Origin of the sequence: Yeosuana marina (assembly GCF_011762485.1) — a bacterium.
Taxonomy (GTDB): Bacteria; Bacteroidota; Bacteroidia; order Flavobacteriales; family Flavobacteriaceae; genus Yeosuana; species Yeosuana marina.
Genome location: NZ_JAAKGI010000005.1, coordinates 263,112 through 288,130, shown reverse-complemented (window position 1 = coordinate 288,130; position 25,019 = coordinate 263,112). Strand labels below are relative to the sequence as shown.

Sequence of the window (25,019 nt, the reverse complement as noted above, 5' to 3'; positions counted from 1 at the left end):
TTATTAATAGGGAGTGTATTATTTTTTAATATAAATACACTCCCTGTTTTTTAATTTTAAAGTTAAAAAAATGAACAAAGTCGTCACATTCGGAGAGATATTATTAAGATTATCGCCACCAAGTCATTTAAGATTGACTCAGGCGGCCTCTTTTGATATCTATTACGGCTGTGCAGAAGCCAATGTAGCAGCTTCTTTGTCAAAATTCGGATTGCCTGTTAAATTTGTAACAGCGGTTCCGCCAAATGAGTTAGGTGAATCTTCATTAAGAATGTTACAATCTTTTGGTGTAGAAACTATAGCAAAGATTCAGGGCAAAAGGCTTGGGATTTATTATTTTGAACAAGGCGCTTCAGAAAGACCCGGTAAAGTAGTTTACGATAGAGAAGATTCTTCGTTTTCGCTCTTAAGAAAAGGGATGATAGATTGGGAAACCATATTTAAAGATGCCAATTGGTTTCATTGGTCAGGAATTACGCCATCTCTTTCAAATGAATTGGCAGAATTATGTGAAGAAGCATTAATCGTGGCCTCAAAAATGGGATTGACAATTTCTGCAGACCTCAATTACAGGCCTACCCTTTGGAAATATGGTAAGAAAGCAAATGAAGTCATGCCAAACCTGGTAAAATATTGTGATTTATTATTAGGAGGAATAGATGAAACTAAAGTTGTTTTAGGAATAGATTGTAATGAAAGCGACACAGAGGAAGAGATTTTTACGAAGTGGATTAAAACGTACCCTAAAATTAAAAATATAGTTACCACGCATAGGATTCAAGCCAATGCCTCTTCAAACGGATTAAGTGCTTCTTTTTGGAATGGCAAAAAATTGCTGCATTCTAGTAAATACAATGTATCACATATTATAGACAGAATTGGCGCAGGCGATGCTTTTATGGCAGGTATTATTTATGGTCTTATTACTTGGAAAGAAGACCATCAAAAGGCACTAGAATTTGCGGTTGCAGCCACATGCTTAAAACATTCTATATCTGGAGATATTAATCTATCAACAGTAAAGGAAATAGAAGCATTAATGAATGGTTTTGGAGGAGGAAGAGTATCAAGATAAATTTAAACAAACAATAATACTATTCTAAAAGAAGAATAAAAAATGTCAGAACGTAAAAAGTCCGTTTTAATCTTATGTGGAGGAGGTCCCGCACCGGGGATAAATTCCGTTATCAGCACGGTGGCTAAAGTCTTTTTAAAAGATGACTATCGAGTTATAGGAATCCACGAAGGTTTTAAGGGACTTTTTTCTGAAGAACCAGAATTAAAGGAATTTGATTTTTTCCATGCCGATAGAATATTCAGCAGAGGTGGTTCAACTTTAATTATGAGTCGCTTTAAGCCAAGTAATGAAGCATTGAATACCTCGATTTTCAAAGATAACAATGTCAAGTTACTAGTTACTATTGGAGGCGATGATACCGCTTCTTCAGCTAATAGAATCACCCAATATTTAAGGAAAGAAGATATAGTTATTTCTAATATCCATGTTCCTAAAACGATAGATAATGATTTGCCTTTACCCGATAGAAACCCAACCTTTGGATTTCATTCGGCTAAAGACGAAGGCGTTAAAATAGGAAACACCGTTTATGAAGACGCACGAACAAGTCAAAACTGGTTTGTGATGTCTGCCATGGGGCGTTCGGCAGGACATTTAGCCTTTGGAATAGCAGCAAGCTGCCATTTCCCAATGATGATTATCCCAGAGATGTTCAACAAAACTGAAATCACCTTAGATAAAGTAGTGCGCTTGGTGATTTCATCAATTATCAAAAGACAGTTAAAAAACATTCATTATGGCGTTGCTATGGTGAGCGAGGGTATCTTTCATAATTTAAAGAAATCTGAAGTCGATAAGATAGGCATCAACTTCACTTATGATTCTCATGGACATCCAGAACTAGGAAACGTGAGTAAATCCCATATTTTAAATGTGCTGGTTCAAGATAAGATGAAAGAGATAGGCTTAGATGTAAAAACACGTCCTATTGAAATTGGATATGAATTACGGTGTTGCAGACCTATTGGTTTTGATTTAACCCTATGTACCCTTTTAGGAATTGGTGTCAAAAAGCTGTTTGATGAAGGTAAGAGTGGCTGTTTAGTGTCTGCCAACTCAAGAGGTGAGATACTACCTTTATATTTAACAGATTTGCAAGATGAAAACGGAAAGATTCAACCACGATTAGTAGAAATAGATTCTGAGTTTGCGCATTTATGCTTTCAGAACCTTCACTATATAAAAGAAAGCGATTATAAAGATTTAAAGGATTACAATATTAATCCTGAAGCATATGATTTTGATAAAATATTAATAGAAAAATAGAATATCACAATTTGCAGGAGTAGGATTATGCAAAGCTAGAGCTGAAAGTGAAAGAAGCTTTAGATGTTATAAAGACAGTGAGATATTAATAAATATCTCTGAAAGAAGAGAAAATTAATTATACGATTTACAACTTTTATTAATTATACTAATTTATAAGTTATTCAATTTTTGAAAAGTGGAGCACAACTCCACTTTTTTAATGAATTCTATAATTTTATTCATTTATATTAGACTTGATTTTTTAAACAATTTTATGACCTTTTCTGGACTTTTGTGACCTAAAGAAATCTTATTTTTATCTGTGATTATTTATAGGTGATTTAGTGTGTTTTTTGCTTTGAATTCCAAAGATTATTTATAAAAAAAATGATAAGTTTTACGTACTTTCATAAAAAATAATAAATATTTTTCAGGAATATTTAGTAAATAAAAGACTTTATGCGTTTTAGCTTTAGCTTGATTTTTTATTTAATAATGGTTTGTTTTAAAGGTTTTTCACAGCCTAATGAATACCATTTTAAAAACTTAACAACTTCTGATGGACTTTCTCAAAGTTCAGTTATTGCAATACATCAAGATTATTTAGGACAAATGTGGTTGGGCACAAGAGATGGACTTAATAAGTATGATGGCAGTAAATTTACAGTGTATAAAAATAATCCGTCTGATTCTCTGTCAATTAGTAATAACGATATTTTAGCGATTGATGAGGACACTTCTGGAAATATATGGATAGGTACGTATAACGGACTTAATTGCTATGATCCAGTTAGTAATACGTTTAAAAATTTTTTCCATTCTAATTCTGATTTTTCCTTAAATAACAACACTGTGTGGTGTATAAAGGTAATTAAAGATGAGATTTGGATAGGCACATCCAATGGGCTTTCTGTTTTCAATAAAAAAACAGGAAAATTTATTTCGGCTTTTATGAATAATGAAAATTCAGAAAGTTTACCCGATAATTTTATTCTTAAGATATTACAATCAAAAAATGGAGATATTTGGATTGGTACAGCTAATGGTTTATGTAAATTAATAAAGCGAGTTAATAATAGCTTTTATTTTAAAAACTATGCAATGCCAATTGAAGCATTAAATAGCGCTAATAATTTGTATGTCCAGGATATTCTAGAAGATAATGAAAATAATATTTGGATTGCAACAAAAACAAATGGACTCTTTAAATATGATGAAGCATCTGATAAGCTAATTCCGTTTATTAATAAAAAAGATAATCCAGATTTTGATTTTGATTTTAGGGCTATAGGTATTGATAAACAAGGTAATTTATGGTTGGGTACTTATAGTGGTGTGTATATATTAAAGGATAAAAAAATTTCTCAAGCTGTGTTTGAAAACACTGTTGATGATAAAAATTTCAGTAAAATAAAATGTATTTATTTAGACAAAAAAGGATCAGTTTGGGTTGGAACATATTATAATGGTGTAAATCTTTGGGATGAAACCAATTCAAACTTTACAAATTTAACAGAGAGTAAAGGTAAAAATGTTCTAAGTTATAATGTGGTTGGTTCTATTGTATCAGATTTCAAAGAAACTATATGTTTTGGTACTGAAGGAGGAGGGGTGACAGTACTCAATACAACACTAAATACTACAAACTATATTAATGTTAATAATACAAAAGGACTTTCTTCTGATAATATTAAAACACTTTTTTTAGATAATCAAGATTTATGGATTGGAACTTTTGGCAAAGGTCTATCAGTATATAACTTAAAGGATAACAGAATAGAAAATAAAAAAATAAGTAGTTCATTAAATAATTTATTAGATAAACAAAGTGTCTATGTGATTAAAAAAGAAAGTGATGATGTAGTTTGGTTAGGAACTTTTAGTATTGGGTTAATACGTTATAACCTTAAAAACAAAACATTTAAAGTATTTAAAAATGAAGAAAGTGCTAATTCTATTTCAAGTAATAGAATTCGTTCTGTTTTAATTGATGATAAAAAAAAGATTTGGGTTGGAACGCAAAGCGGATTAAACGTAATTAAATTTGAAAATGGTAAAGAAAGAATAGAGCGATTTTTTTATGATCAAGAAACACAATCTGGTAAGGATATTTTAACAATTTTTGAAGATTCAAATAAAAATATATGGGTAGGAATTAAGGCAAAGGGATTTTATTTATTTGATGGGAAACAGTTTAATAAAATAAAAATTAATTATCGAGGATTAGAAATAACATCTGTTCACTCTGTTATTGAAGATAAACGAGGAAACTTATGGTTAAGTTCAAATTCAGGAATTGTTAAGTATAATCCAAACAGTAAAACATCCATTGTTTATAGTCAGACGGACGGTTTAATTAGTAATGAGTTTAATGATAACTCTAATTTAAAGTTTAATGACAATCAATTTTATTTTGGAGGACCAGCTGGTGTTTCTTATTTTAACCCTAATAATATTTCCATCAATAATTACGCTCCTCAAGTTTTACTTACAGATTTTAAAATTAAAAATAATACTGTAAAAGTAAATAGCGATGAAGGTGTTTTAAAACAAAGTATTGCTTATACAAAATCGGTAACATTAAGTTATGATAGGGCAAATTTTTCAATAAATTTTTCAATTCCAAATTTTATAAATTCTAGCAATAACCAATATTCATATAGATTAGTAGGTTTGGAAAATGAATGGACTACTACCAAAAATACAGAAGCAGCTTATACCATTCAAAATGCTGGAACCTATTTATTTGAAGTAAAGGGAGCAAATAATGATGGTGTTTGGAATACGACTCCTACAACACTAACAATTATAGTAAAGCCAGCCCCATGGAAAAGTGTTTGGGCATTCACAATGTATGCTTTATTAATTGGTTTAGCACTTTACGGTTTGATTTGGATTATGAAATCTAAAGCTAAATTAAAACACGAACTTCAATTAGAACATATTGAAGCAGAACGAAACAAGGAAATACATTCTGCCAAGCTACAATTTTTTACTAATATTTCACATGAATTTAGAACGCCTTTAACCTTAATTCTAGGGCCTTTACAACAAATTCTTTCAAATTATAATGGTAGCAATATTTTGTATAAAAAACTGTTGGTTATAGAAAGTAGTGCCAATCATTTGTTGCAACTTATTAATAGATTAATGGATTTTAGAAAACTAGAAGACAATCAATTTAAGTTAGAAGCAGCAGAAGGGAATATAGTTAAGTTTCTTAGAGAAATATTTTTATCTTTTTCTGAATTCGCAAAAGATGGAGGGTATACGTATACCTTTAATACAACAAACGAGGAAATACTGGTATATTATGATCGATATAAGTTTGAGCGTGTTTTTTATAATTTAATATCAAATGCTTTTAGATATACACCAAAAGGAGGTCAAATTTCTATAGATGTTATAAAAGAAGATAATCAAATTAGTATTGAAATTGAAGACTCAGGAGTAGGTATATCTGAAGAGTATATAGATAAAGTTTTTGATCGGTTTTTCGAAGTTTCCATTCATAAAGGGGATCAAAAAAGTTATAATAAAGGAACAGGCATAGGTTTATCGATAGCTAAAAATATTGTAAATCTGCATAAAGGAACTATTTCAGTTAAAAACAAAACAAGCCAAGGGGTTGTTTTCAAAGTAACATTACCGCTAGGAAATAGTCATCTTTCAGAAAAAGAAATTATAAAAGACTTTGTACTTAGTGACGACGTATCTCAATATATATCACAACTTAGTAGTCAACCCGAAGTTTTAGAAGAAGATTTAAATGATCTTATAAGAGAAGAAAAAAAGCATACAATACTTTTGGTTGAAGATAATAAGGAACTACGTTCTTTTTTAAAGAATTTATTGAAAAAGGATTATAATATATTACAAGCTGAAAACGGTAAAGCGGCCATGAAAAAAGCTCTTAAACATGTTCCAGATTTAATAGTTAGTGATGTAATAATGCCTGAAATGGTTGGCACAGAGTTGTGTTCTTTAATTAAAAGTAACTTAAAAACAAGTCATATTCCAGTCATATTATTAACTTCTAGAACCTCATTAATTTATAAGTTTGAAGGATTGGAAAGTGGTGCAGATGATTATATAAGTAAACCTTTCAATTTAAAAGAATTTAAACTTAGAATATATAATTTATTAGAATCTAAGGAACGATTAAAAGAGAAGTTTTCAAATCAAAATGTTTTGGTGCCAAGTGATATTGCAGTAACTTCTCTAGATGAAGAACTTCTTAAAAAGGCATTCGAAATTGTTGAGCAAAACATTTCTAATGTAGATTTTGATATTCCAACCTTTTGTTCAGAACTTGGAGTAAGCCGGTCTATATTATTTGCAAAAATTAAAGCTTGGACTAATTTTACTCCTAATAAATTTATTCTTGAAATAAGATTGAAAGGTGCTGCCCAATTATTAGAACAGAATAAAATTAATGTCTCTCAGGTTAGTTACAAAGTAGGTTTCAATAACCCCAAGTATTTTAGTAAATGCTTTCAAAATAAATATGGGATTACACCAACCCAATATGCTAATAAATTTTCCGAGGATAAATAGTTTCGTTAACTGATTCAATAAAAGTATAGATAAAATGGGTGTTTCTGGATTTTTGCCTACCCTTTTTTGGATTTTTATGTCGTTTATCAGAGATATATTTGTCTATATGAAACTAAACAGAATTAAAATTAAATCGATTCAAATTTTCTTGGTGATTATAATAATCATTTTGAGTTTGTTGCTGATTTATTTTATTCTATAACTTAAAAACTAAATGCATGTTAACAAAAAAAACAATCAAATCAGTTAAATGGTATTTAATAGGAATATTTATTCTTATTGGCGGTATTGTAAATGCCCAAGAAAAAACTATAACTGGACTCGTAACAACTAATGAAGATGGTATGGGTTTGCCAGGAGTTAATATTGTTGTTAAAGGTACTAGTAATGGTACATCAACAGATTTTGACGGCAATTATTCAATTAAAGTAAACAATAATAGTGCTGTACTGGTATTCAGTTATGTAGGCTACATAACTAAAGAAATTTCAGTAGAATCTCAAAGCGTCATTAACGTTATACTAGAAGTTGATGCAAGTGCCTTAGATGAAGTCGTAGTTGTAGGGTATGGAACTACAAAGAAAAGCGATATTACAGGTTCTGTCTCTTCAGTTAAATCAGAAGAACTAACAGCTTTTCCAGTACTTAGCGCAGAACAAGCATTACAAGGTCGTGCTGCAGGTGTTGCAGTCCAATCTAATAATGGTGCAGAACCAGGAGCGCCTATAGCAGTTAAAATTAGAGGTAATACCTCTATTAATGCTAGTAGTGCTGCATTATTAGTAGTAGATGGTTTTGTTGGAGGAACGATGCCGCAAGCTTCAGATATCGAATCTATGGAAGTCCTTAAAGATGCATCAGCAACAGCTATTTACGGATCAAGAGGTGCTAATGGTGTAATATTGGTTACAACTAAAAAAGGGAAAAAGGGAAAAATGACTGTTGAAATTAACAGTTCATACGCAAGTCAATCAATTTCTAAAGAATTAGATTTATTAAATGCAGACCAATTTGCCAATTACCAGCAAGGAATTAACCCTGGTTATGTTCAAGGACCAGCTAATACAAATTGGCAAGACCTTATCTACAGATCTGGTAATACAGCTAATCATCAAATATCTTTCTCAGGTGGTACAGATACTATGAATTTTTATGTGTCAGGAAATTATTTTGACCAAAAAGGTGTGGTGATTAATTCAGGTTTTGAGCGCTTTTCATTTTTAAGTAATATAGATGCTCAAATTACAGATAAATTAAAACTTGGTTTTAATGCCTTTGGAAGCAGAAGTAATAAAAAAGGCGTATCAACACAAGCTGATACTGGTGGTCGCGGAAGTGGAGATGTTATTTCAATAGCTTACCGTTTTGCTCCAGATTTAGGAATATTAAATGATGCAGGCCAGAATACATCAAATTCTGTTGGAGATGATGTAGACAATCCCTATGCTATAGCAACAGAAAGTATAGACGAAACTACAACAGATAATTACAGAGCTAACTTTTATGCAGATTATGAGTTGATTGAAGGTTTATCATTTAAAACAACCTTTGGTTTTAGCACTTTAAATGGTACAAGAGGTACATTTAAACCATCAACTTTAGTAACTACTGCGGGTGGTGTTGGAGGAATTGCAGGGGTACTAAGTTCTAAAGAATCAGACATATTAAGCGAAAACTATTTAACGTATAATAAAGAGATTGGCAAAGGTAATTTAACATTACTTGCGGGTTATTCGTATCAAAAATCAAAAACAGAACGTTATTCGGCAGGAGCTCAAGGATTTATTAGTAATAGTGTATCTTATTACAATCTTGCAGGAGGATCAACGCCTTTAATTCCAACATCTTCATTAACTGAAACAGAAATAAAGTCAGTATTTGGTAGATTGAATTATGATTATGACGATAAATATTTGCTTACGTTTACTGCCAGACGAGATGGTTCTTCAAATTTCGCAAAAAATGAAAAATATGCATTTTTCCCTTCTGGAGCTTTAGGTTGGAAAATTTCAAATGAAGATTTTCTTAAAGATAATACAAGCATCTCCAATTTAAAATTAAGAGCAAGTTATGGTGTTACTGGAAATCAGGCCATTCAGCCTTATCAGTCATTAGCAAGTTTTCGAAGTATCTATGCAGTTGTAGGAGACAAAACGGTAAGTGCTATTGTACCAAATCAATTATCAAACCCAGATTTAAAATGGGAATCATCTTATCAAACAAATGTTGGTTTAGATTTTGGGTTACTTAAAAATCGCATTTCTTTGACTTTAGATTATTATAATATTGATACTAAAGATGTGATTCTAGGAGACACGTCTGTTCCTGAATACGTTGGATTCTTAAATCAAACAACTTTAAAAAATATTGGAGAGATTAATAATAAAGGTTTTGAAATTACATTAACAACTAGAAATATCTCAAACGATAATTTTACATGGACAACAGATTTTAACTGGTCCAGAAATAGAAATAAAGTGGTTAGTCTCATTAATGGAGATGATATATTTTTAGATGCAGCACCAGGTCACTTCCTTCAAGATCAAACACATATTTTAAGAGAGGGTGAGGCTGTTGGATTGTTTTATGGATACGAGTACATGGGTGTAAACCAAGGAGGAACATTACCCGCTGGAACAGCAAGTTTTACAAATACACCAGGAGAAGAATTGTTTGCAGATCTTGATGGTAACGGAACAATAACAACTGCCGACCGTAAAATTATAGGAGACCCTAATCAAGATTGGACAGCAGGTTTAAACAATACGTTTCGTTATAAAGACTTTGATTTAGGCGTGTTTTTCCAAGCAGCCTATGGAGGAGATATTTTTAGTTTTACAGCTTTAGAATTAGCTTCAGGAGGTTCAAATGCATCAACAGAAGCTTTAAGAGCGTGGACACCAACAAATACAGATACTAATGTACCATCTGCTGCGGTTCGTGGAAAAAGAATAACGTCCAGATTTGTTTATGATGGTAGCTATGTGCGCCTTAAAAACTTAGCTTTAGGTTATACTGTACCTACAAATATTGCAGAAAAAATGGGAATGGATAAAATTCGCTTATCAATAAGCGGTCAAAATTTATTAACGTTTACAGATTATCCTGGTACTGATCCTGAAGTTAGTTATAAAGCTTCTGGAAATCAAAACAGTAATGTAAATCAAGGATTTGATTATGGTAATTATCCAAACATAAAATCTGTAACATTTAGTATAAACTTAAAATTTTAAGTATAAAAACTTAATGTGTATGTAAACTGTTTATAATAGCAGTTTTAGAAAAATTAATGTTATAATAAAACTTAAAAACATGAAAAAATTAAAATATTTTTTATTCTTAATCCTTACAATTCCATTTGTAGCTTGCTCAGATTTACAAGAAGAGCCTATAGGATTATTATCACCTGAGGGATTTTTTAAATCACCTCAAGATGTTCAAACCGCTGTTAATGGAGCTTATGGAAATATGGCTACAGAAGCTTTCTGGGGTCGTAAGTTATCCTTGCCCTTAATGCTTAGAAGTGATATGGTTAGTATTGGAGATGTAGGTACAGCTTCAAGACGTATAGACCATGATAGGTTTACCGTGGCTGCTGATAACGGTATGATTACAGCATTTTGGCCAAAATCGTATCAAATAATAGCTGGTGCTAATGAGGCTATAGCAGGAGCTGAAAGCTTAGGTTTATCTGATGAAGCAATTAATCCTACTGTTGCACAAGCCTATTTTGTTCGTGCGTATACGTATTTCCATTTAGTTAGATTATTTGGAGGAATACCTTATTTGGACGCTCCTGTAGATAATATTGATGAAGCAAATAAAATTTCAAAAACTCCTGAAGCAGAAGTTTATGCTAAAATAATTGCCGATTTAGAGTTTGCAAAACAATGGTTGCCAGATACACAGCCTACAAGAGCATTGCCATCAAAAGCATCAGCAGCAGGTTATTTAGCTTCGGTATATTTAACAATGGGAAATTTTCAAAAAGCGTATGATGAAGCAAAATATGTTATTACAAATGAGGGTAAATTTGATTTAGCGTTGGTTGCAGATTTTCAAGATTTATTTGATGCAACAAAACAGCAAGGTCAAAAAGAATCTTTATTTTCCATAGATTTTAATGGCTTTTCAGATGGTGATACCGGTAGAGATTATCAAGCAGCATTAACAGGAATTAGAGCAAATGAAAGAACCGACGGTCGTTCAGACATTGGAGAAGGATGGTCGGTAGCAGTTCCTACAATCGAAGTTTATAATACTTGGGATGGAAGAGATTACAGAAAACGTGTAAGTTTAGATACAATCGGGGTTTTTGGAGGTGTAGTGCAGCCATTCTCTTATTTTCCAACAGCGAGTCCTTTAAATAAAGCAACTGCCTATATTGCGAAATATGACAGATTCATTGGGATAACATCTCAAGGAAATGGAAGAGGTTCTGAAACTAATTATTCACAAATGCGTTATGCCGAGGTTTTATTAATAGCAGCCGAAGCTTTAAATGAAATTACTCCAGGAACTACTGAAGCAGATGGTTATGTAAATAGGGTTAGAGCAAGAGCTAGAAATAGAGCTGGTGTAATGACAAATTTCCCTGCTGACGTTGCTTCTGGGATGTCACAAGACGACTTTAGAACTATGGTCTTAGAAGAGCGTAAATGGGAATTAGCATTTGAATTTAAAAGATGGTATGATATTAAAAGAAGACAATTAGGGCCTCAAGTTTTTGGACCATCGGGACTAGAAAATCAACCTAATTTTGATCCATCAAGAGATTATTTATTACCATTACCATCAGACGAGCTGCAAAGAAACCCTAACCTAATGCCTAATAATTCTGGTTACTAATTATTGTAGTTTATGATTAAATTTAGTCATTTTATAATTGGGTTTATGCTACTTTTATGTGCTTGTAAACCCAATAATAAAGAAAATAGAACTGACACAAAAAGTGTCAGTTCTATTTTAGATAAAAGATATTCTGATATTTTAGAATATCCTTTGGATTCTATGGCCTTTCCGCGAAGCATGGATATAAAAACGGGAGATATTAATGGAGTTCCATCCAAAGATTGGACAAGTGGCTTTTTTCCAGGCAATCTTTGGCAACTCTATAAAATCACTGGAAACGAAGCCTATAAGATAAAAGCGGAACAATGGACTGCTTTTTCAGAAAAGGAAAAACTTAATAAAGCTTCACATGATGCAGGTTTTAAAGTATATTGTAGTGTAGGAAATGCTTTTGAAATTACAGATAATCAACATTATAAGGATGTTATTATAGAAGCAGCTAAAACATTAATTAGTCGATATAATCCAAATGTTGGTGCCATAAAATCATGGGATTTTAACAGTGATGAATGGCAATACCCGGTGATAATTGATAATATGATGAATTTAGAACTACTTTTTAAAGCAACTCAATTATCTCAAGACAGTATATACTATAATATAGCAGTTCAACATGCAAATACAACACTTAAAAATCATTTTAGAAAGGATAATAGTTCGTATCACGTAATTGTATATGATACAATTTCAGGTAAACCTTATAAAAAAATTACCCATCAGGGTTATAGTGATGAATCGGCCTGGGCAAGAGGACAATCTTGGGCGGTTTATGGGTATACAATGGCGTATCGTTTCACAAAAAATAGTAGTTATTTAGATCAAGCTAAAGCAACAGCTTTATACTTTATTAATAATAAAAATTTGCCTGAAGATGGTATTCCTTATTGGGATTTTAATGATCCTTCTATTCCTAATGTACCAAAAGATGTTTCGGCAGCAACTATAATGGCCTCGGCATTGATTGAACTATATTCATATACCAGAGACGACCAGTTTTTAAACTATTCTAAGAAAGTCATAGAAAGTTTAAAATCAAGAGAATATATTATACCAGAAAAAGTTAAAGCCCCATTTATTTTTATGCATAGTACAGGTAATTTACCTGCAAATTCTGAGATAGATGAACCCATAGTTTATGCTGATTATTATTATTTAGAAAGTGTATTAAGAATGCTAAACTCACAAAAATAACTCTACTTTAATGAAAGTAATTACATCAATCATTTCAATTGTATTAGTTGCCGTATTAGCTACTTGCGTTGTATCATGTAAAGAAAGTACAGAAAAAGCAGTTACAAGAACCAAGACCAATATTAATAAAGATTGGACCTATTTAGAGAACAATACAAAAGAAATAAAAGAAGCACAAAAAGCTACCAATTGGAAACAAATTGATTTGCCTTATTCTTGGAATGGTGAAGATGTGGTTGATGCAGAACCAGGGTATCGTAGAAGTGGAAGTTGGTATAAAAAGGAGCTGGATATTCAAGAGGTTTCTCCTGCAATAGATTATCAGTTGTATTTTGAAGGATCTAATGTAACAACAACCGCTTATGTAAATGGTAAAGAAGTAGGTAATCATGTTGGTGGTTATGTAGGTTTTAAATTTGATATTTCAAAAGATCTCAAAAAAGGTAAGAATGAAATACTTGTGAGAGTAGATAATAGTTATAATCCTGAAATTATTCCTTCACAAAAAAATGATTTTTTTATCTATGGAGGAATTACTAGAGATGTTTGGCTTTTAAAACTACCAAAAACACATATAGAAGGGCTTCACATAAAAACACCTTTAGTATCAGAAACGGAGGCGTCTTTAGAAGTTGATGTAGCTCTTCAAAATTTCAACGATAAAAAATCTAATTTACAATTAAAAGGAGTTTTAAAAGATCCTAAAGGACAAATTGTTTCAACAAAAATAATAAGTTTAAACAAACCTGAAACCACACTTAAATTTAACGCGATTGAAAACCCAGAATTGTGGGACACAGAAAATCCTAACCGCTATATCTTGTGCGTGTCTTTAGTTAATGAACAAGGAGATGTGCTAGATGAAGTGAATGATAAAGTAGGTTTCCGCTGGTTTGAGTTTAAAGATTATGGACCATTTTATTTAAACGGTAAGAGACTCTTGTTACGTGGCACCCATCGTCATGAAGAAGCTCCTGGTTTTGGAGCTGCAATGAGTAATGACCAACAACGAACAGATATAAAAACAATTAAAGAAATGGGAGCTAACTTTGTAAGGTTAGCACATTATCCTCAAGATCCAGAAGTTTATGAAATGTGTGATAGTTTAGGTATTTTGGTTTGGGATGAACTACCGTGGAGCCGCGGTGGGGTTGGTAATGATTTGTGGAAGAAAAACACAAAACGTTTGTTGAAGGAGATGATTACACAAAACCAAAATCATCCCAGTATAATTATATGGTCACTTGGAAATGAAATTTATTGGTTGCCAGATTTTGAAGATGGCGATAACCCCAACAAGATCAATACTTTTCTTAAAGAGTTGAATGATGAAGCACATCAATTGGATCCATCACGAAAAACAGCCATCAGAAAATATTATGAAGGGGCTAATATCGTCGATGTTTTTTCACCATCCATTTGGTCTGGTTGGTATTCAGGTAGTTATAAAAGTTATCAGAAAGCACTCGATAAGTACAAAAAAGAATATCCACATTTTTTACATGCAGAATATGGAGGAGCAAGTAATTTAGGTAGACATAAGGAAAATCCAATTACAGGTGAAGGCGTTATAAAATCTGATGGTTGGGAAGAGGAAATTGTTCAAACTAAAGTGAAAAATATAGCCCAAATTGGAGATTGGAGTGAGAACTATATTGTTAACCTGTTTGATTGGTATTTGCGTATTTCAGAAACTGATTCGACTTTTGTTGGTAACGCACAATGGGCATTGAAAGATTTTGCTACACCATTAAGACCAGAAAATGATATTCCTTACATTAATCAAAAAGGCGTTATGGATCGAGCGGGTAACCCTAAAGATGCCTTTTATGTTTTCAAAAGTTATTGGAGCAAAGACCCGTTTACTTATATAGAATCGCACACTTGGACAGAACGTCAAGGTCCAAGTAATTTACCAAGAATCATAAGTGTATTTAGTAATTGTTCTGAAGTTGAATTTTTCTTCAACGGAAAGAATATGGGAACAAAACAAAAGGATATTTATAAATTTCCTGCTTCAGGTTTGACTTGGGAAGTAACCTTTAAAGAAGGTCATAATACAATGAAATCTATAGGTAAAACTGATGAGGGCGAAGAAGTGATTGATACGTTATCTGTTAATTATAGGTATGTTAAAAATGGCTCTGCTGAGGCTCTAAAGTTGTCAGCAAAAAAACTTGAAAATGGTAATTATTTAGTTTCGGCAATTGCCGTTGATCAAAATGGACTTCGATGTTTGGATTATGAAGATAAAGTTTATTTTCAATGTTTAGAGGGAGGGCAAACAATTAAAAATCAAGGCACCATGACAGGAAGCGAAATTATAGCAATGTCCAATGGAAAAGCTGCTATTGAAGTTGTTCCTGACGAAACAGCTTCTTTCGTAGAAATGAGTGTTTTAAATCAAAGTTTTAAAGGAACCTATTTAAAGATTCCTTTACAATAAATCTTGTTGAGGTTTCTAGATTATTTGTGCCTTTAATTTCTATATACAGAGTTTAGTGTTGGTTTGTTTTTCAAAAGTTGACAATTTATCATGTTTCGGACTTTTCTGCTATGTTTTTAGGATTTTTGTTGACTTAAACTTTTTTAAATTTGTAAGTAACGAAATTTGAAATTATGATAACAAAAAGGATAAATAGAATAGTATTGTTTTTTGTTTTTATGCTTTTAACCATTGGTTGCGCCAATCGAGAAAAAAGTATTACCATAGAGAACACAAGTAACGTTGACTGTAAGGATAAAGTTATTTCGATTTCTTGGGATAAAGTGATTGAAAATTATCCATGGATAAATGGAGACAACTTTAAGATAATTAATTCAAAGACAAATGGAGAAATAGTTTATCAACTAGAGAATTTGGCAGGAGAAAAACCAGTTAATCTATTGCTCCAAGTTTCTTTAAAAAGTAATGAAAAAATTGAATTATCCTTTCTTAAAGAGAAGCATAGTGAATTTGCAACTAAAACTTATGCACGTTATGTTCCAGAACGATATGATGATTTTGCTTGGGAGAACGATAAAATAGCGTTTAGAATGTACGGAAAGGCTTTGGAACTTGTTCCCAATCAAAATGCTTATGGGACCGATGTTTGGGTTAAACGCACTAATAAGATGATTATTAATGAGCGCTATAAACGTGGCGAATATCATATAGATCACGGAGATGGAATGGATTATTACCATGTAGGGTTTACGCTAGGAGCAGGAAATTGCGCGCCTTATGTAAATGATAGTATTTGGTATTCAAAAAACTATACAAAGTGGAAGATTTTAGATAACGGGCCATTAAGAACAACGTTTAAATTAGATTTTGATACTTGGGATGTAGCCGGAATGAAAGTAAAAGCAACCAAAACAATCAGTTTAGACGCAGGTTCACAGTTAAATAAAATTAAAGTTCAGTACACATATAATGAAGGACTAGATAGCCTTCCAATAGCTATAGGAATTGTTAAGCGCCCAGAAGATGGATTTGAACTATTAGATAAAGAAAAGGGTGTTTTAGGATATTGGGAACCAAAACACGGTGATGATGGGACAACGGGTGTAGGAGTTGTTATCCCTTCCAAGATTAATAATATGAAAACTAGAGGTAATCAATTTATAGCCACAATAGAGGTGCCTAAAAATAAATCGTTTATCTATTATGCTGGTGCTGTATGGGATAGGGCAGGTGTTATCACTAATAAAAACCAATGGTTTGATTATCTCGAAAATGAAAGACAGCAATTATCAGACGATGGTCTTGTGATTGGTTTATAACAAAATATTAAATGGATATAATTAGAATCATAAAAAAATAAAATAATGTACGATACCAGATATGCTTCAAGTCCAGAAGCTGTAAAAAACTATAATACCAAACAGTTAAGAGATGAGTTTTTAATAGATAATTTGATGCAAGAAGATAAAGTTGTTCTTACATATTCACATTACGATAGATATATAGCAGGCTCTGCTGTTCCATTAAAATCCTTAACACTAGAAACCATTGACCCATTAAAATCAGAATATTTTTTGGAAAGAAGAGAAATGGGAATTATTAATGTTGGAGGAAAAGGAAGTATTGAGGTTGATGGTAAATTGTATCATTTAGAGTCAAAAGAAGCATTGTACATAGGAAAAGGAAATAAAGAGGTTCATTTTAATAGTGAAGACATAGCAAATCCTGCGAAATTTTATATTAATTCGGCTCCTGCGCATAGAAATTTTCTAACTAAAAAAGTAAGTAAAATTGAAGCTAATAAAATAGAGTTAGGGTCATTAGAAACTGCAAATCATAGAATCGTAAACCAAATGATTATTGGTGGGATTGTAGAGACGTGTCAGCTTCAAATGGGTATGACAGAACTAAAAACAGGAAGTGTTTGGAATACCATGCCTGCACATGTGCATGATAGAAGGATGGAAGTTTATTATTATTTAGATGTTCCAAAAGATCAAGCGGTATGCCATTTTATGGGGCAACCTCAAGAAACACGTCATATTTGGGTTCAAAATGATCAAGCCGTTATTTCACCTCCTTGGTCTATTCATTCAGGTTCCGGAACAAGTAATTATACATTTATATGGGGTATGGCGGGAGAAAATCTCGACTATGGTGATATGGACGTTTGTAAAATAAATGAATTAAGATAAAATTTAAAAGATATATGTCAATAAACTTATTTGATTTAACAGGAAAAGTAGCTTTAGTAACTGGAGCTGTTCATGGGCTTGGAATGTCTATGGCAAAAGGATTAGGAAATGCAGGCGCTACAATTGTTGTTAATAACAACAGTACAGATTCATTAGAGTCAGCGGTAGAAGAATACAAAGCATCAGGTTTAAAAGCCTATGGTTATGTATTTGATGTTACTGATGAAAAAGCTGTTGCTGAATCTATTGCAAAAATAGAATCTGAAGTAGGTCCCATAGATATTTTGATAAATAATGCGGGCATTATAAAACGAACATCTATTGTAGATATGGAAGTAGCAGATTTTGAATTGGTTGTTAAAATCGATTTAGTAGGTCCATTTATAGTCTCAAAGCATGTTGCAAAAAGTATGATAAAACGTGGTGGCGGAAAAATCATAAATATATGCTCCATGATGAGTGAATTGGGTAGAGATTCTGTGAGTGCCTATGCAGCTGCAAAAGGTGGTTTAAAAATGCTTACAAAAAGTATGGCTACAGAATGGGCTAAATATAATATTCAAACCAATGGCATTGGTCCTGGGTATTTTGCAACAAGTCAAACAGCACCAATAAGAGTAGATGGACATCCGTTTAATGACTTTATAATAAGTAGAACACCAGCAGGTCGATGGGGCAATCCAGATGATTTGCAAGGAACAGCCATTTTTTTAAGTTCAAAAGCAAGCGATTTTGTTAATGGACATGTTGTGTATGTTGATGGTGGTATTTTAGCAACCATAGGAAAACCATTAAATGAAGATTAAAAATAGAATATTGTTTATATGAGTTAGTTTAGTTGTTAGTAACAGCATGTTGATTTATAAAAATATCTTCATGCTGTTTTTTTTATAGCTTAGTTATTATACCTTAAAAAAATAATTAAAATGAAATATTACCTTTTTAATTTTCTAACTGCATTAATTTTAGTAATTAGTTTCAGTTTTAAAACTTTAGCTCAAGAACTACCTGTTATACTTACAAATAAATATGTAAAAGAGAATAATTATTTGCCAGATTTTAGCTTTGCTGGGTATCATAATGGTGAAATAGATATACCAAAGTCCTCAGGAAAAATTTTTAATGCGTCGGATTTTGGTGTGATTCCTAATGATGGACTTGATGACTCCAAAGCTTTGAAATACGCCATAGAGGAGTCTTCAAAATATAATGGTAAAGTTGTCTTACAATTGCCAGAAGGACGACTTATTTTAAGTGATATTCTTTATATAGAACGAAGTAATTTTGTGTTACGGGGAGCTGGAACTGGATTAAACGGAACCGAGATTTATTGCCCTAGACCTTTAATGTATAATAATAATCCAAAGGCTCTGCAAGAGCTTAGGGAGTATTTAATAGAATTTGACAAACGCCAAATAGAAAAAGAAAACAATATAGATTTACCATTTTCACAATATGCCTGGTCTGGAGGTTTTATTTGGACTAAATTACCTGGTGTTCGCGTTAAGTCATATCTTCAGAAATACGAAAAGCCATATGAGGTAGTTGCTAAAGTATCTTCAGGAAAGCGCGGTGAATTCAGTTTTAAAACATCTGAAATAAATAATTTGAATGTAGGGGATGTTGTAGAATTACAGCTTTTTAATAAGGATAGTGAAAATGGTGAAATTATTAATGATTTATATAAGAACCAAAAAGTTAAAGTAGGCTCTCATCATTGGAATTTTCCAGATTTGCCTCTTGTAAAACAGCAAGTTCGTATAATTGCTATTTCAGGAAACACATTAACAATTAATAGTCCTTTAACAATAGATATAAAACCCAGTTATGAGGCACAATTAGTTGTATGGCAACACCTTGAAGAAGTAGGTGTGGAAAATATAAAAATTATGTTTCCAGAATCACCAAGAGTTGCACATCATGTTGAGCCCGGTTTTAATGGTATTTATTTAACCCGCCTTTATAATAGTTGGGTAAAAAATGTTGTTATAGAAAATGCAGACAGTGGTATTTTAAGTGAAGAAATTGCCAATATTACTATTAAAAATGTGACTACAAAAGGAAAAACTTTTGCTCATTATACGGTTATGATGCAAGGCACATATAATGTTTTGGCTGAAGGAATAAAAGTTTATAATAAGGCAGTACACCCTTTAAGTTTTAATACATTTGCTACTAAAAGTGTTTATACAGATTGTGAAGTATTTGTAGATCCCATTTTAGATCAACATTCAGGCGCAAATAATCAAAACCTATTTGATAACATTAAGGTACACTTTACACCAAATGAAGATAGAAGCTATCCATTGTTTGAAGGAGGAGGTGCTGGTTACTGGAAACCCTCTCATGGAGCCTACAGTACTTTTTGGAATATCCAGGTCGATGTATTGGGCGGTTTAGATTATGATGATCCTATTCTATTGAATGGAATGAAAGACGGACCATTTGCTAGAATTATAGGCGTACATGGAAACCATAATTTCACTATATCTTATGAACCCATGGCTTACATTGAATATTTAAACAAAACATTAAAAGACATTCCTTCATTATATTACTATCAGTTAAATAAAAGAATTAGAAATAAATAGAGTGTATGAATGAATACAAATAAAGTAATCCATATTAATATTTGAGAAAAGTCTTTTTCATAGAAATTGAATGAACATATCTTATTTGTTTTCTAAAGAATTAGAAATAATTGTTTACAAAAATTAATTTGTTAATAATTTAAAAGAATTATATTTGACTAGGTAATGAAAAATTGATGTTTCACTATTGTTTCACCAAAATATAAACATAAGCTGGTAAGGTAATAAACATAAGGGTTAGAGCAAAAAGTTCGAATCCCTTCGTGGTCACTAGAGCAAATCCTAACAAGTTACTATATAATGCGTTAGGATTTTTTATTTTCTTTTGTGCCCAATTTGTGCCATCATTTATCTTTTTTTAATTTATCTAACCTCATGATTAATAAATTTAATGTTAGGAATATTAAACCCAATTTCTTTTAAAGTATCTGCTAGATTTAGAGAATTTTAGTATGAAGAGTGATGACTTGTAGCATCAACTAATGATTCCTGTATTCCTTTTGTAGAAATGTCATCTTTTTCTAATTAGTACAAATATTAAATATATTAGATTTTCCATATCCAAATTATAGATAATCAAATATAGGTTAAGAATTAAATTTATTTTATAATATAAACCACATTATATGATGATTTTCTTTGGATAACAAAAAAAGACTTCAATTATTTTAGAAGAGCAAGCCCTTCAAGTGCAGAGGCATTATTAGGGGTATTCATAAGTACTTTATTGAATAAGATGCGTGCCTCTTTTGACTTGCCAATTTGTAATGAACTCCAAGCATACATAAGTAAACCATCAAAGTCAAAAGGATATAAGTTTACAACTTTTTCAAATAATACATAGGCATCGCTAAACATTTTTTTATTGTAAAAAATCAATCCTAATCTATAATTGGCAGTAGTGTTATTAGGTGAAATAATAAGGATTTGTTTGTAAATATCAATCACATCATCCCATTTCGCTGTGGCTGCCTTAGGTAATATTAAACCAAATTTAGCCTCCTCAGAATAGGGTAGTATTGTAATGGCTTTGGTATAATATTTTTGAGATTCATAAAAATCACCTTTCTGATAATATAACCATCCTAGACGAAGATTAATTTCATAAGAATCATCAAGGTATACGTCTTTTAAAACACGAATAGAATTTTCAATATTATTGTCGTTTTCAAACGTATAGCTATTTTCAAAAGCAGTTTGAATTTTTTTTACATCTTGAGCTTGCCCTTGTATGACAACAAAAATTATCGATGTTAATAAAATGATATATTTCATGATTTAAACTTTTATATTATTTATTAAAATATTAACGAATTTTAAGTATTAAAAATTGAACTGCATACCCATTAATATAGACCTGGAATTATAAGGATTGTCTATAATAATCTCATCCTGAGTATATTGGTTTATGAGTCCTTCGTTTTTTAAAATAATGTAGAACTGAACTTTGTTACTAAAATAGTAATTAGCACTTGCTCCGTACCAATAATTTAATGCATCCAAATTATTATACATAGTCATGCCTTCATCATCGACAAAGTTGAATATTTTACCGTACAACCCGAAAATATTCAAACCGAAATTAGGACTAATAGTGCTATTAATACTTTGCTTTAAAACAATATTTTTATTGCTTTGGTAAGTGAAATTATGTTGATAAAATACATCTGTTTTTGTGTATAATGATGCATTTCCTAAAGGAAAATAGCTTATTGATATCGATGGTTGTATCAAACTATTTGAGTTAATTCTTGAAAAGCTACTTGCTAAGGTAAAATCTACATTCTTCATAGTTTTTGAAAAAGAGAAATATGATGCAAAATTGCTAAAACTTCCGTTGTAAATAAGTGTTTGATTAGGACTATTAACGTTGCCTGTTGTAGTTTGCTGTAATTCGTTCCAATCTAGCGTTTCGTTCATATAAGTTAAACCAAACTTTAGGTTTGTGCCTTTACCGATATGTTTATTCCAAGAAAAATACAACTGATATTGCTTCATTTTTTCTTCAATAATTTTAGGAGAATAAGCGATATCGTATATAGAATTTTTACCGCTTAAAAGTGATAAATTGAAATCGAAAATGGATGAATTTGCTGCATAATTAAACAAATTAACAGAGTAATAACTCAAAGAATTTCTTGTTCTTTGGGTAAGGTTATCTACAACTGTATTGTTTATGGCATAATCATCAAATAGAATGTTTTTATAATTTAACGATACACCGTTAATTGTTTTTTCCTGGTTATAGAAGCTTATCTTTTCACGGTGCTCAGCAGTGTTAAAAGATACAAGTACGTTTCTTGCGTCTTCAACTTGCAACCCAAACAAATAGGAATAATATAAGTATTCTTTTGCGATGGCATCTTCAGGAGTTATGCTAACTACATTTTCAAAATATGGGATTGCTTTTCTATAATTACGTTTATTGTAATAGGCAATACCCATTCGGTATTGTAAATAGTAAAAATCAATATTGTTTTTTAACGACTGTTTGCCTAAATCAATCAGTTCATCCCACTTTTTTTGGTTAAAATAGTCATAAGTTAGTTTGTCTATTTCAATAATACTTAAGTTTTCTTGAGCTAGCAGACGAGTACTATTCCAACCGCTTGTAATTATTAACAGAAGAAAAATGATATTAAATTTTAAATGTTTCATTTTTATTGAATTTTTCGATAGATAAAAGGCCCCTCTTTTCAATTTTTATTGTGTATTTGCTTTCTTCAATTAATTTACGCTTTGAATTCAATGAGAATATACTTTCAAGCCTTATTTCAGAAGGCATAAAATCGTTATCAATGCTTACGTATCTTAATTTAAATTTAGCTTTTAGATAAATTTTAAAGGGGGCAATAAAATCTTGTAGAAACCTTTTTCTTACTGAGAATACATTATCAATAGGTAAATTATCGGTAATTTCTAAATCTTTATAAAAACCTTGTTCTAGTTTATATAAGCTGAGGTATAAAATATATAAGAAAGAATTTTTGTTGCCTATATAACTTATAAATTGAAAAAGTGATCCGTTATTGTCGAAATAAGCCACCGCATCAGTTTTCAAACATTTGAAATAGGAATTGTTAAACGCATCCACCCACACCTCTATTTCGTGTTGGTACTCAGAATCATCAAATATTTGAGTGTAGATATTATCCTTTTCATAAAATTTTAATCGCTGGCCAGGTATAAAGTTAAAGGCATTTTGTATTAAAGCATTAATTTCAATATTTGATACTTTATCATTCTTATTTGGAATGGCAAAATTTAAAATCTCTTTTGATTTTTGAAAGTTCTTTATAATGCCTTCAAATGGATACTTAAATGTTTTGGAACCAATATATGGGCTAAGTTGAAACTGGAAATGTAGATGTGGATAAGGTGATCTTCCAGAATTTCCAACGGTTGCTAATAAATGCCCTTTTTTTACAAAATCGCCTTTTTTAACTTTAAAAGAATCAGCTTTTAAATGGCTATATTGTGAGAACAGATAGTCACTGTGTTTAATAACAATACTATTTCCCCAATTTTGCAAGGTATTTACTTCTCCAATAATATTATCTTCAATGGTATCATACATTTCCACAATGGTACCATCAGCTGATGCTACTACTGGTTTGTTATAACAATAATAATCTTCAGGATAATCGCCTGAGTTTTTAAATTGTGAGTTATTAGAATCTAAAATGATAAAATCCCAAGCATCAGACCACTCTCCAATATGTGTGTGTTCACCTTGGTGGCCTTGGGAGATATTCCATTCGCCTAAAACAGGTAAATATACTGGTAAGTAATATGGTATTGGAAATCGTTCTTTAATATTAACATGCTGATAAATGTTTTTCTCTGGGGAATTATATTGAAAAATGGGTTCAACTAAGGTTTCACCTGGTTCTAATCGTAATTTCATCACATAGAGAAATGTTAATACGACCACATTAAAAGGAAGCGAATAAATGGGTAAATCAAATTTATAAAACAGTTGGCCCATGCCAAAGGTTAGAATTACCGTGATGGGTAACAAAATCAACATCCATGAATACGACCATTTACTAGGTATTAAAAAAATACCTCCAAGGGCTATTGATGTTAAGATATAATTGAATCCGATATAGGTATAACTGAGTTCGCTATAATCAATACCAACAAATTTGTAAAATAGAATGGCAATATAAAAACCAATAATTGAAAGAGAAAAGGCAATTCTTGAACTTACAAGTAAGCCTATAGCAATTATTAATCCAGCTAGTTCATTATACTGAAAGGCGATAGCTGACAGTGATAGGAAATAATCTTTAATAAAAAACGGATAGGAAACATTACTTAAATAAATATGTAAATCAACTAGTAGCTGACCTCCTAAGGAATATAGTTCGCTATAGTGATAAATGCCTCGTTCGCTTACACCAATACCAATTAGGTTGTTATATGATAAATCGATAATCCATATTGCTAATAGAAATGGAATACTTAGAAAAGGCAACATGTATTTGGTTAGAATCCCTTCAATAGCCAATGTCAATAAAAGTGTTAAAACCGCCGATATTACAACAATAACCAAAACTCTGATACTTGGCCCGAAAAAAACTGCGGTTCCTAGACCGACTAAAAGGGCGTTGAAACCGTAAAGACCTGCTATAATTTTTTGTTTATCAAATTTAAACCAAAGTGCAGTTTGAACAGCAATGACAACTGATAATAACCCCATAAAGCCTATCCAAAAGTCAAAAAAACTTACTAACATTATGGCAAACCCAAGAAATTTATTTTTTGAGAAAAATATTTGAGAGTAACTGTTAGCTATAATGTTTAAATATTTATCAACCATTGTTTAGGCTATTTAATGTTGTTGTATCTCGCATTCA

Annotated in this window: 14 protein-coding genes; 11 read left to right on the top strand and 3 right to left on the bottom strand. The window is 31.4% G+C overall.

All coding sequences use genetic code 11. The features are described from left to right. The first annotated feature begins 70 nt into the window (after window positions 1-70). The 11 genes from G5V56_RS08460 to G5V56_RS08410 all read left to right on the top strand — a co-directional run bounded on the left by G5V56_RS08460 (window position 71) and on the right by G5V56_RS08410 (window position 20,157). The gene (locus G5V56_RS08460) at window positions 71-1,075 is read left to right on the top strand and encodes a sugar kinase (RefSeq protein WP_166963823.1); all 1,005 of its coding nucleotides are present in this window, start codon (window positions 71-73) and stop codon (window positions 1,073-1,075) included. 42 nt (window positions 1,076-1,117) lie between these two features. Continuing rightward, window positions 1,118-2,344: a 6-phosphofructokinase gene (locus G5V56_RS08455; RefSeq protein ID WP_166963820.1), complete on the top strand. Its 1,227-nt coding sequence runs from the start codon at window positions 1,118-1,120 to the stop codon at window positions 2,342-2,344. A 477-nt stretch (window positions 2,345-2,821) separates the two neighbouring features. After that, window positions 2,822-6,883, top strand: coding sequence for a hybrid sensor histidine kinase/response regulator transcription factor (locus G5V56_RS08450; RefSeq protein WP_166963816.1), 4,062 nt, complete (start codon window positions 2,822-2,824; stop codon window positions 6,881-6,883). A gap of 218 nt (window positions 6,884-7,101) precedes the next feature. Further along, entirely contained in the window at window positions 7,102-10,116 is a 3,015-nt protein-coding gene (locus tag G5V56_RS08445; protein WP_166963813.1) for a SusC/RagA family TonB-linked outer membrane protein, read from the top strand. A 79-nt stretch (window positions 10,117-10,195) separates the two neighbouring features. Next, window positions 10,196-11,731, top strand: a complete 1,536-nt coding sequence (locus tag G5V56_RS08440) for a RagB/SusD family nutrient uptake outer membrane protein (protein WP_166963811.1) — start codon at window positions 10,196-10,198, stop codon at window positions 11,729-11,731. 12 nt (window positions 11,732-11,743) lie between these two features. Then, window positions 11,744-12,925 carry a glycoside hydrolase family 88 protein gene (locus G5V56_RS08435; RefSeq protein ID WP_166963810.1) on the top strand — a complete coding sequence of 394 codons (1,182 nt, stop codon included), beginning with the start codon at window positions 11,744-11,746 and terminating at the stop codon, window positions 12,923-12,925. Between the two features lie 10 nt (window positions 12,926-12,935). Next, entirely contained in the window at window positions 12,936-15,371 is a 2,436-nt protein-coding gene (locus tag G5V56_RS08430; RefSeq protein ID WP_166963806.1) for a glycoside hydrolase family 2 protein, read from the top strand. Window positions 15,372-15,544: 173 nt separating this feature from the next. Next, window positions 15,545-16,690: a DUF4861 family protein gene (locus G5V56_RS08425; RefSeq protein WP_240911256.1), complete on the top strand. Its 1,146-nt coding sequence runs from the start codon at window positions 15,545-15,547 to the stop codon at window positions 16,688-16,690. 45 nt (window positions 16,691-16,735) lie between these two features. Further along, window positions 16,736-17,566, top strand: a complete 831-nt coding sequence (gene kduI / locus G5V56_RS08420) for a 5-dehydro-4-deoxy-D-glucuronate isomerase (RefSeq protein WP_166963804.1) — start codon at window positions 16,736-16,738, stop codon at window positions 17,564-17,566. 14 nt (window positions 17,567-17,580) lie between these two features. Further along, window positions 17,581-18,372 (top strand): gluconate 5-dehydrogenase, encoded by a 792-nt coding sequence (locus G5V56_RS08415; RefSeq protein ID WP_166963802.1) that lies wholly within the window; start codon window positions 17,581-17,583, stop codon window positions 18,370-18,372. A gap of 120 nt (window positions 18,373-18,492) precedes the next feature. Next, complete coding sequence (locus tag G5V56_RS08410; protein WP_240911255.1) at window positions 18,493-20,157, top strand: glycoside hydrolase family protein; 1,665 nt, start codon at window positions 18,493-18,495, stop codon at window positions 20,155-20,157. A gap of 663 nt (window positions 20,158-20,820) precedes the next feature. Here the strand turns inward: G5V56_RS08410 and G5V56_RS08405 are convergent. From G5V56_RS08405 to G5V56_RS08395, 3 genes are read right to left on the bottom strand one after another with little or no spacing between them, the layout of a single operon-like run. Next, window positions 20,821-21,432, bottom strand: a complete 612-nt coding sequence (locus G5V56_RS08405; protein ID WP_166963800.1) for a tetratricopeptide repeat protein — start codon at window positions 21,430-21,432, stop codon at window positions 20,821-20,823. Between the two features lie 48 nt (window positions 21,433-21,480). Next, a complete protein-coding gene (locus G5V56_RS08400) occupies window positions 21,481-22,815 on the bottom strand; it encodes a tetratricopeptide repeat protein (RefSeq protein WP_166963798.1) in 1,335 nt (444 codons plus the stop codon). Further along, complete coding sequence (locus G5V56_RS08395) at window positions 22,796-24,982, bottom strand: urea transporter (protein WP_166963796.1); 2,187 nt, start codon at window positions 24,980-24,982, stop codon at window positions 22,796-22,798. The genes G5V56_RS08400 and G5V56_RS08395 overlap by 20 nt, the downstream gene beginning before the upstream one ends. Window positions 24,983-25,019: the final 37 nt, after the last annotated feature.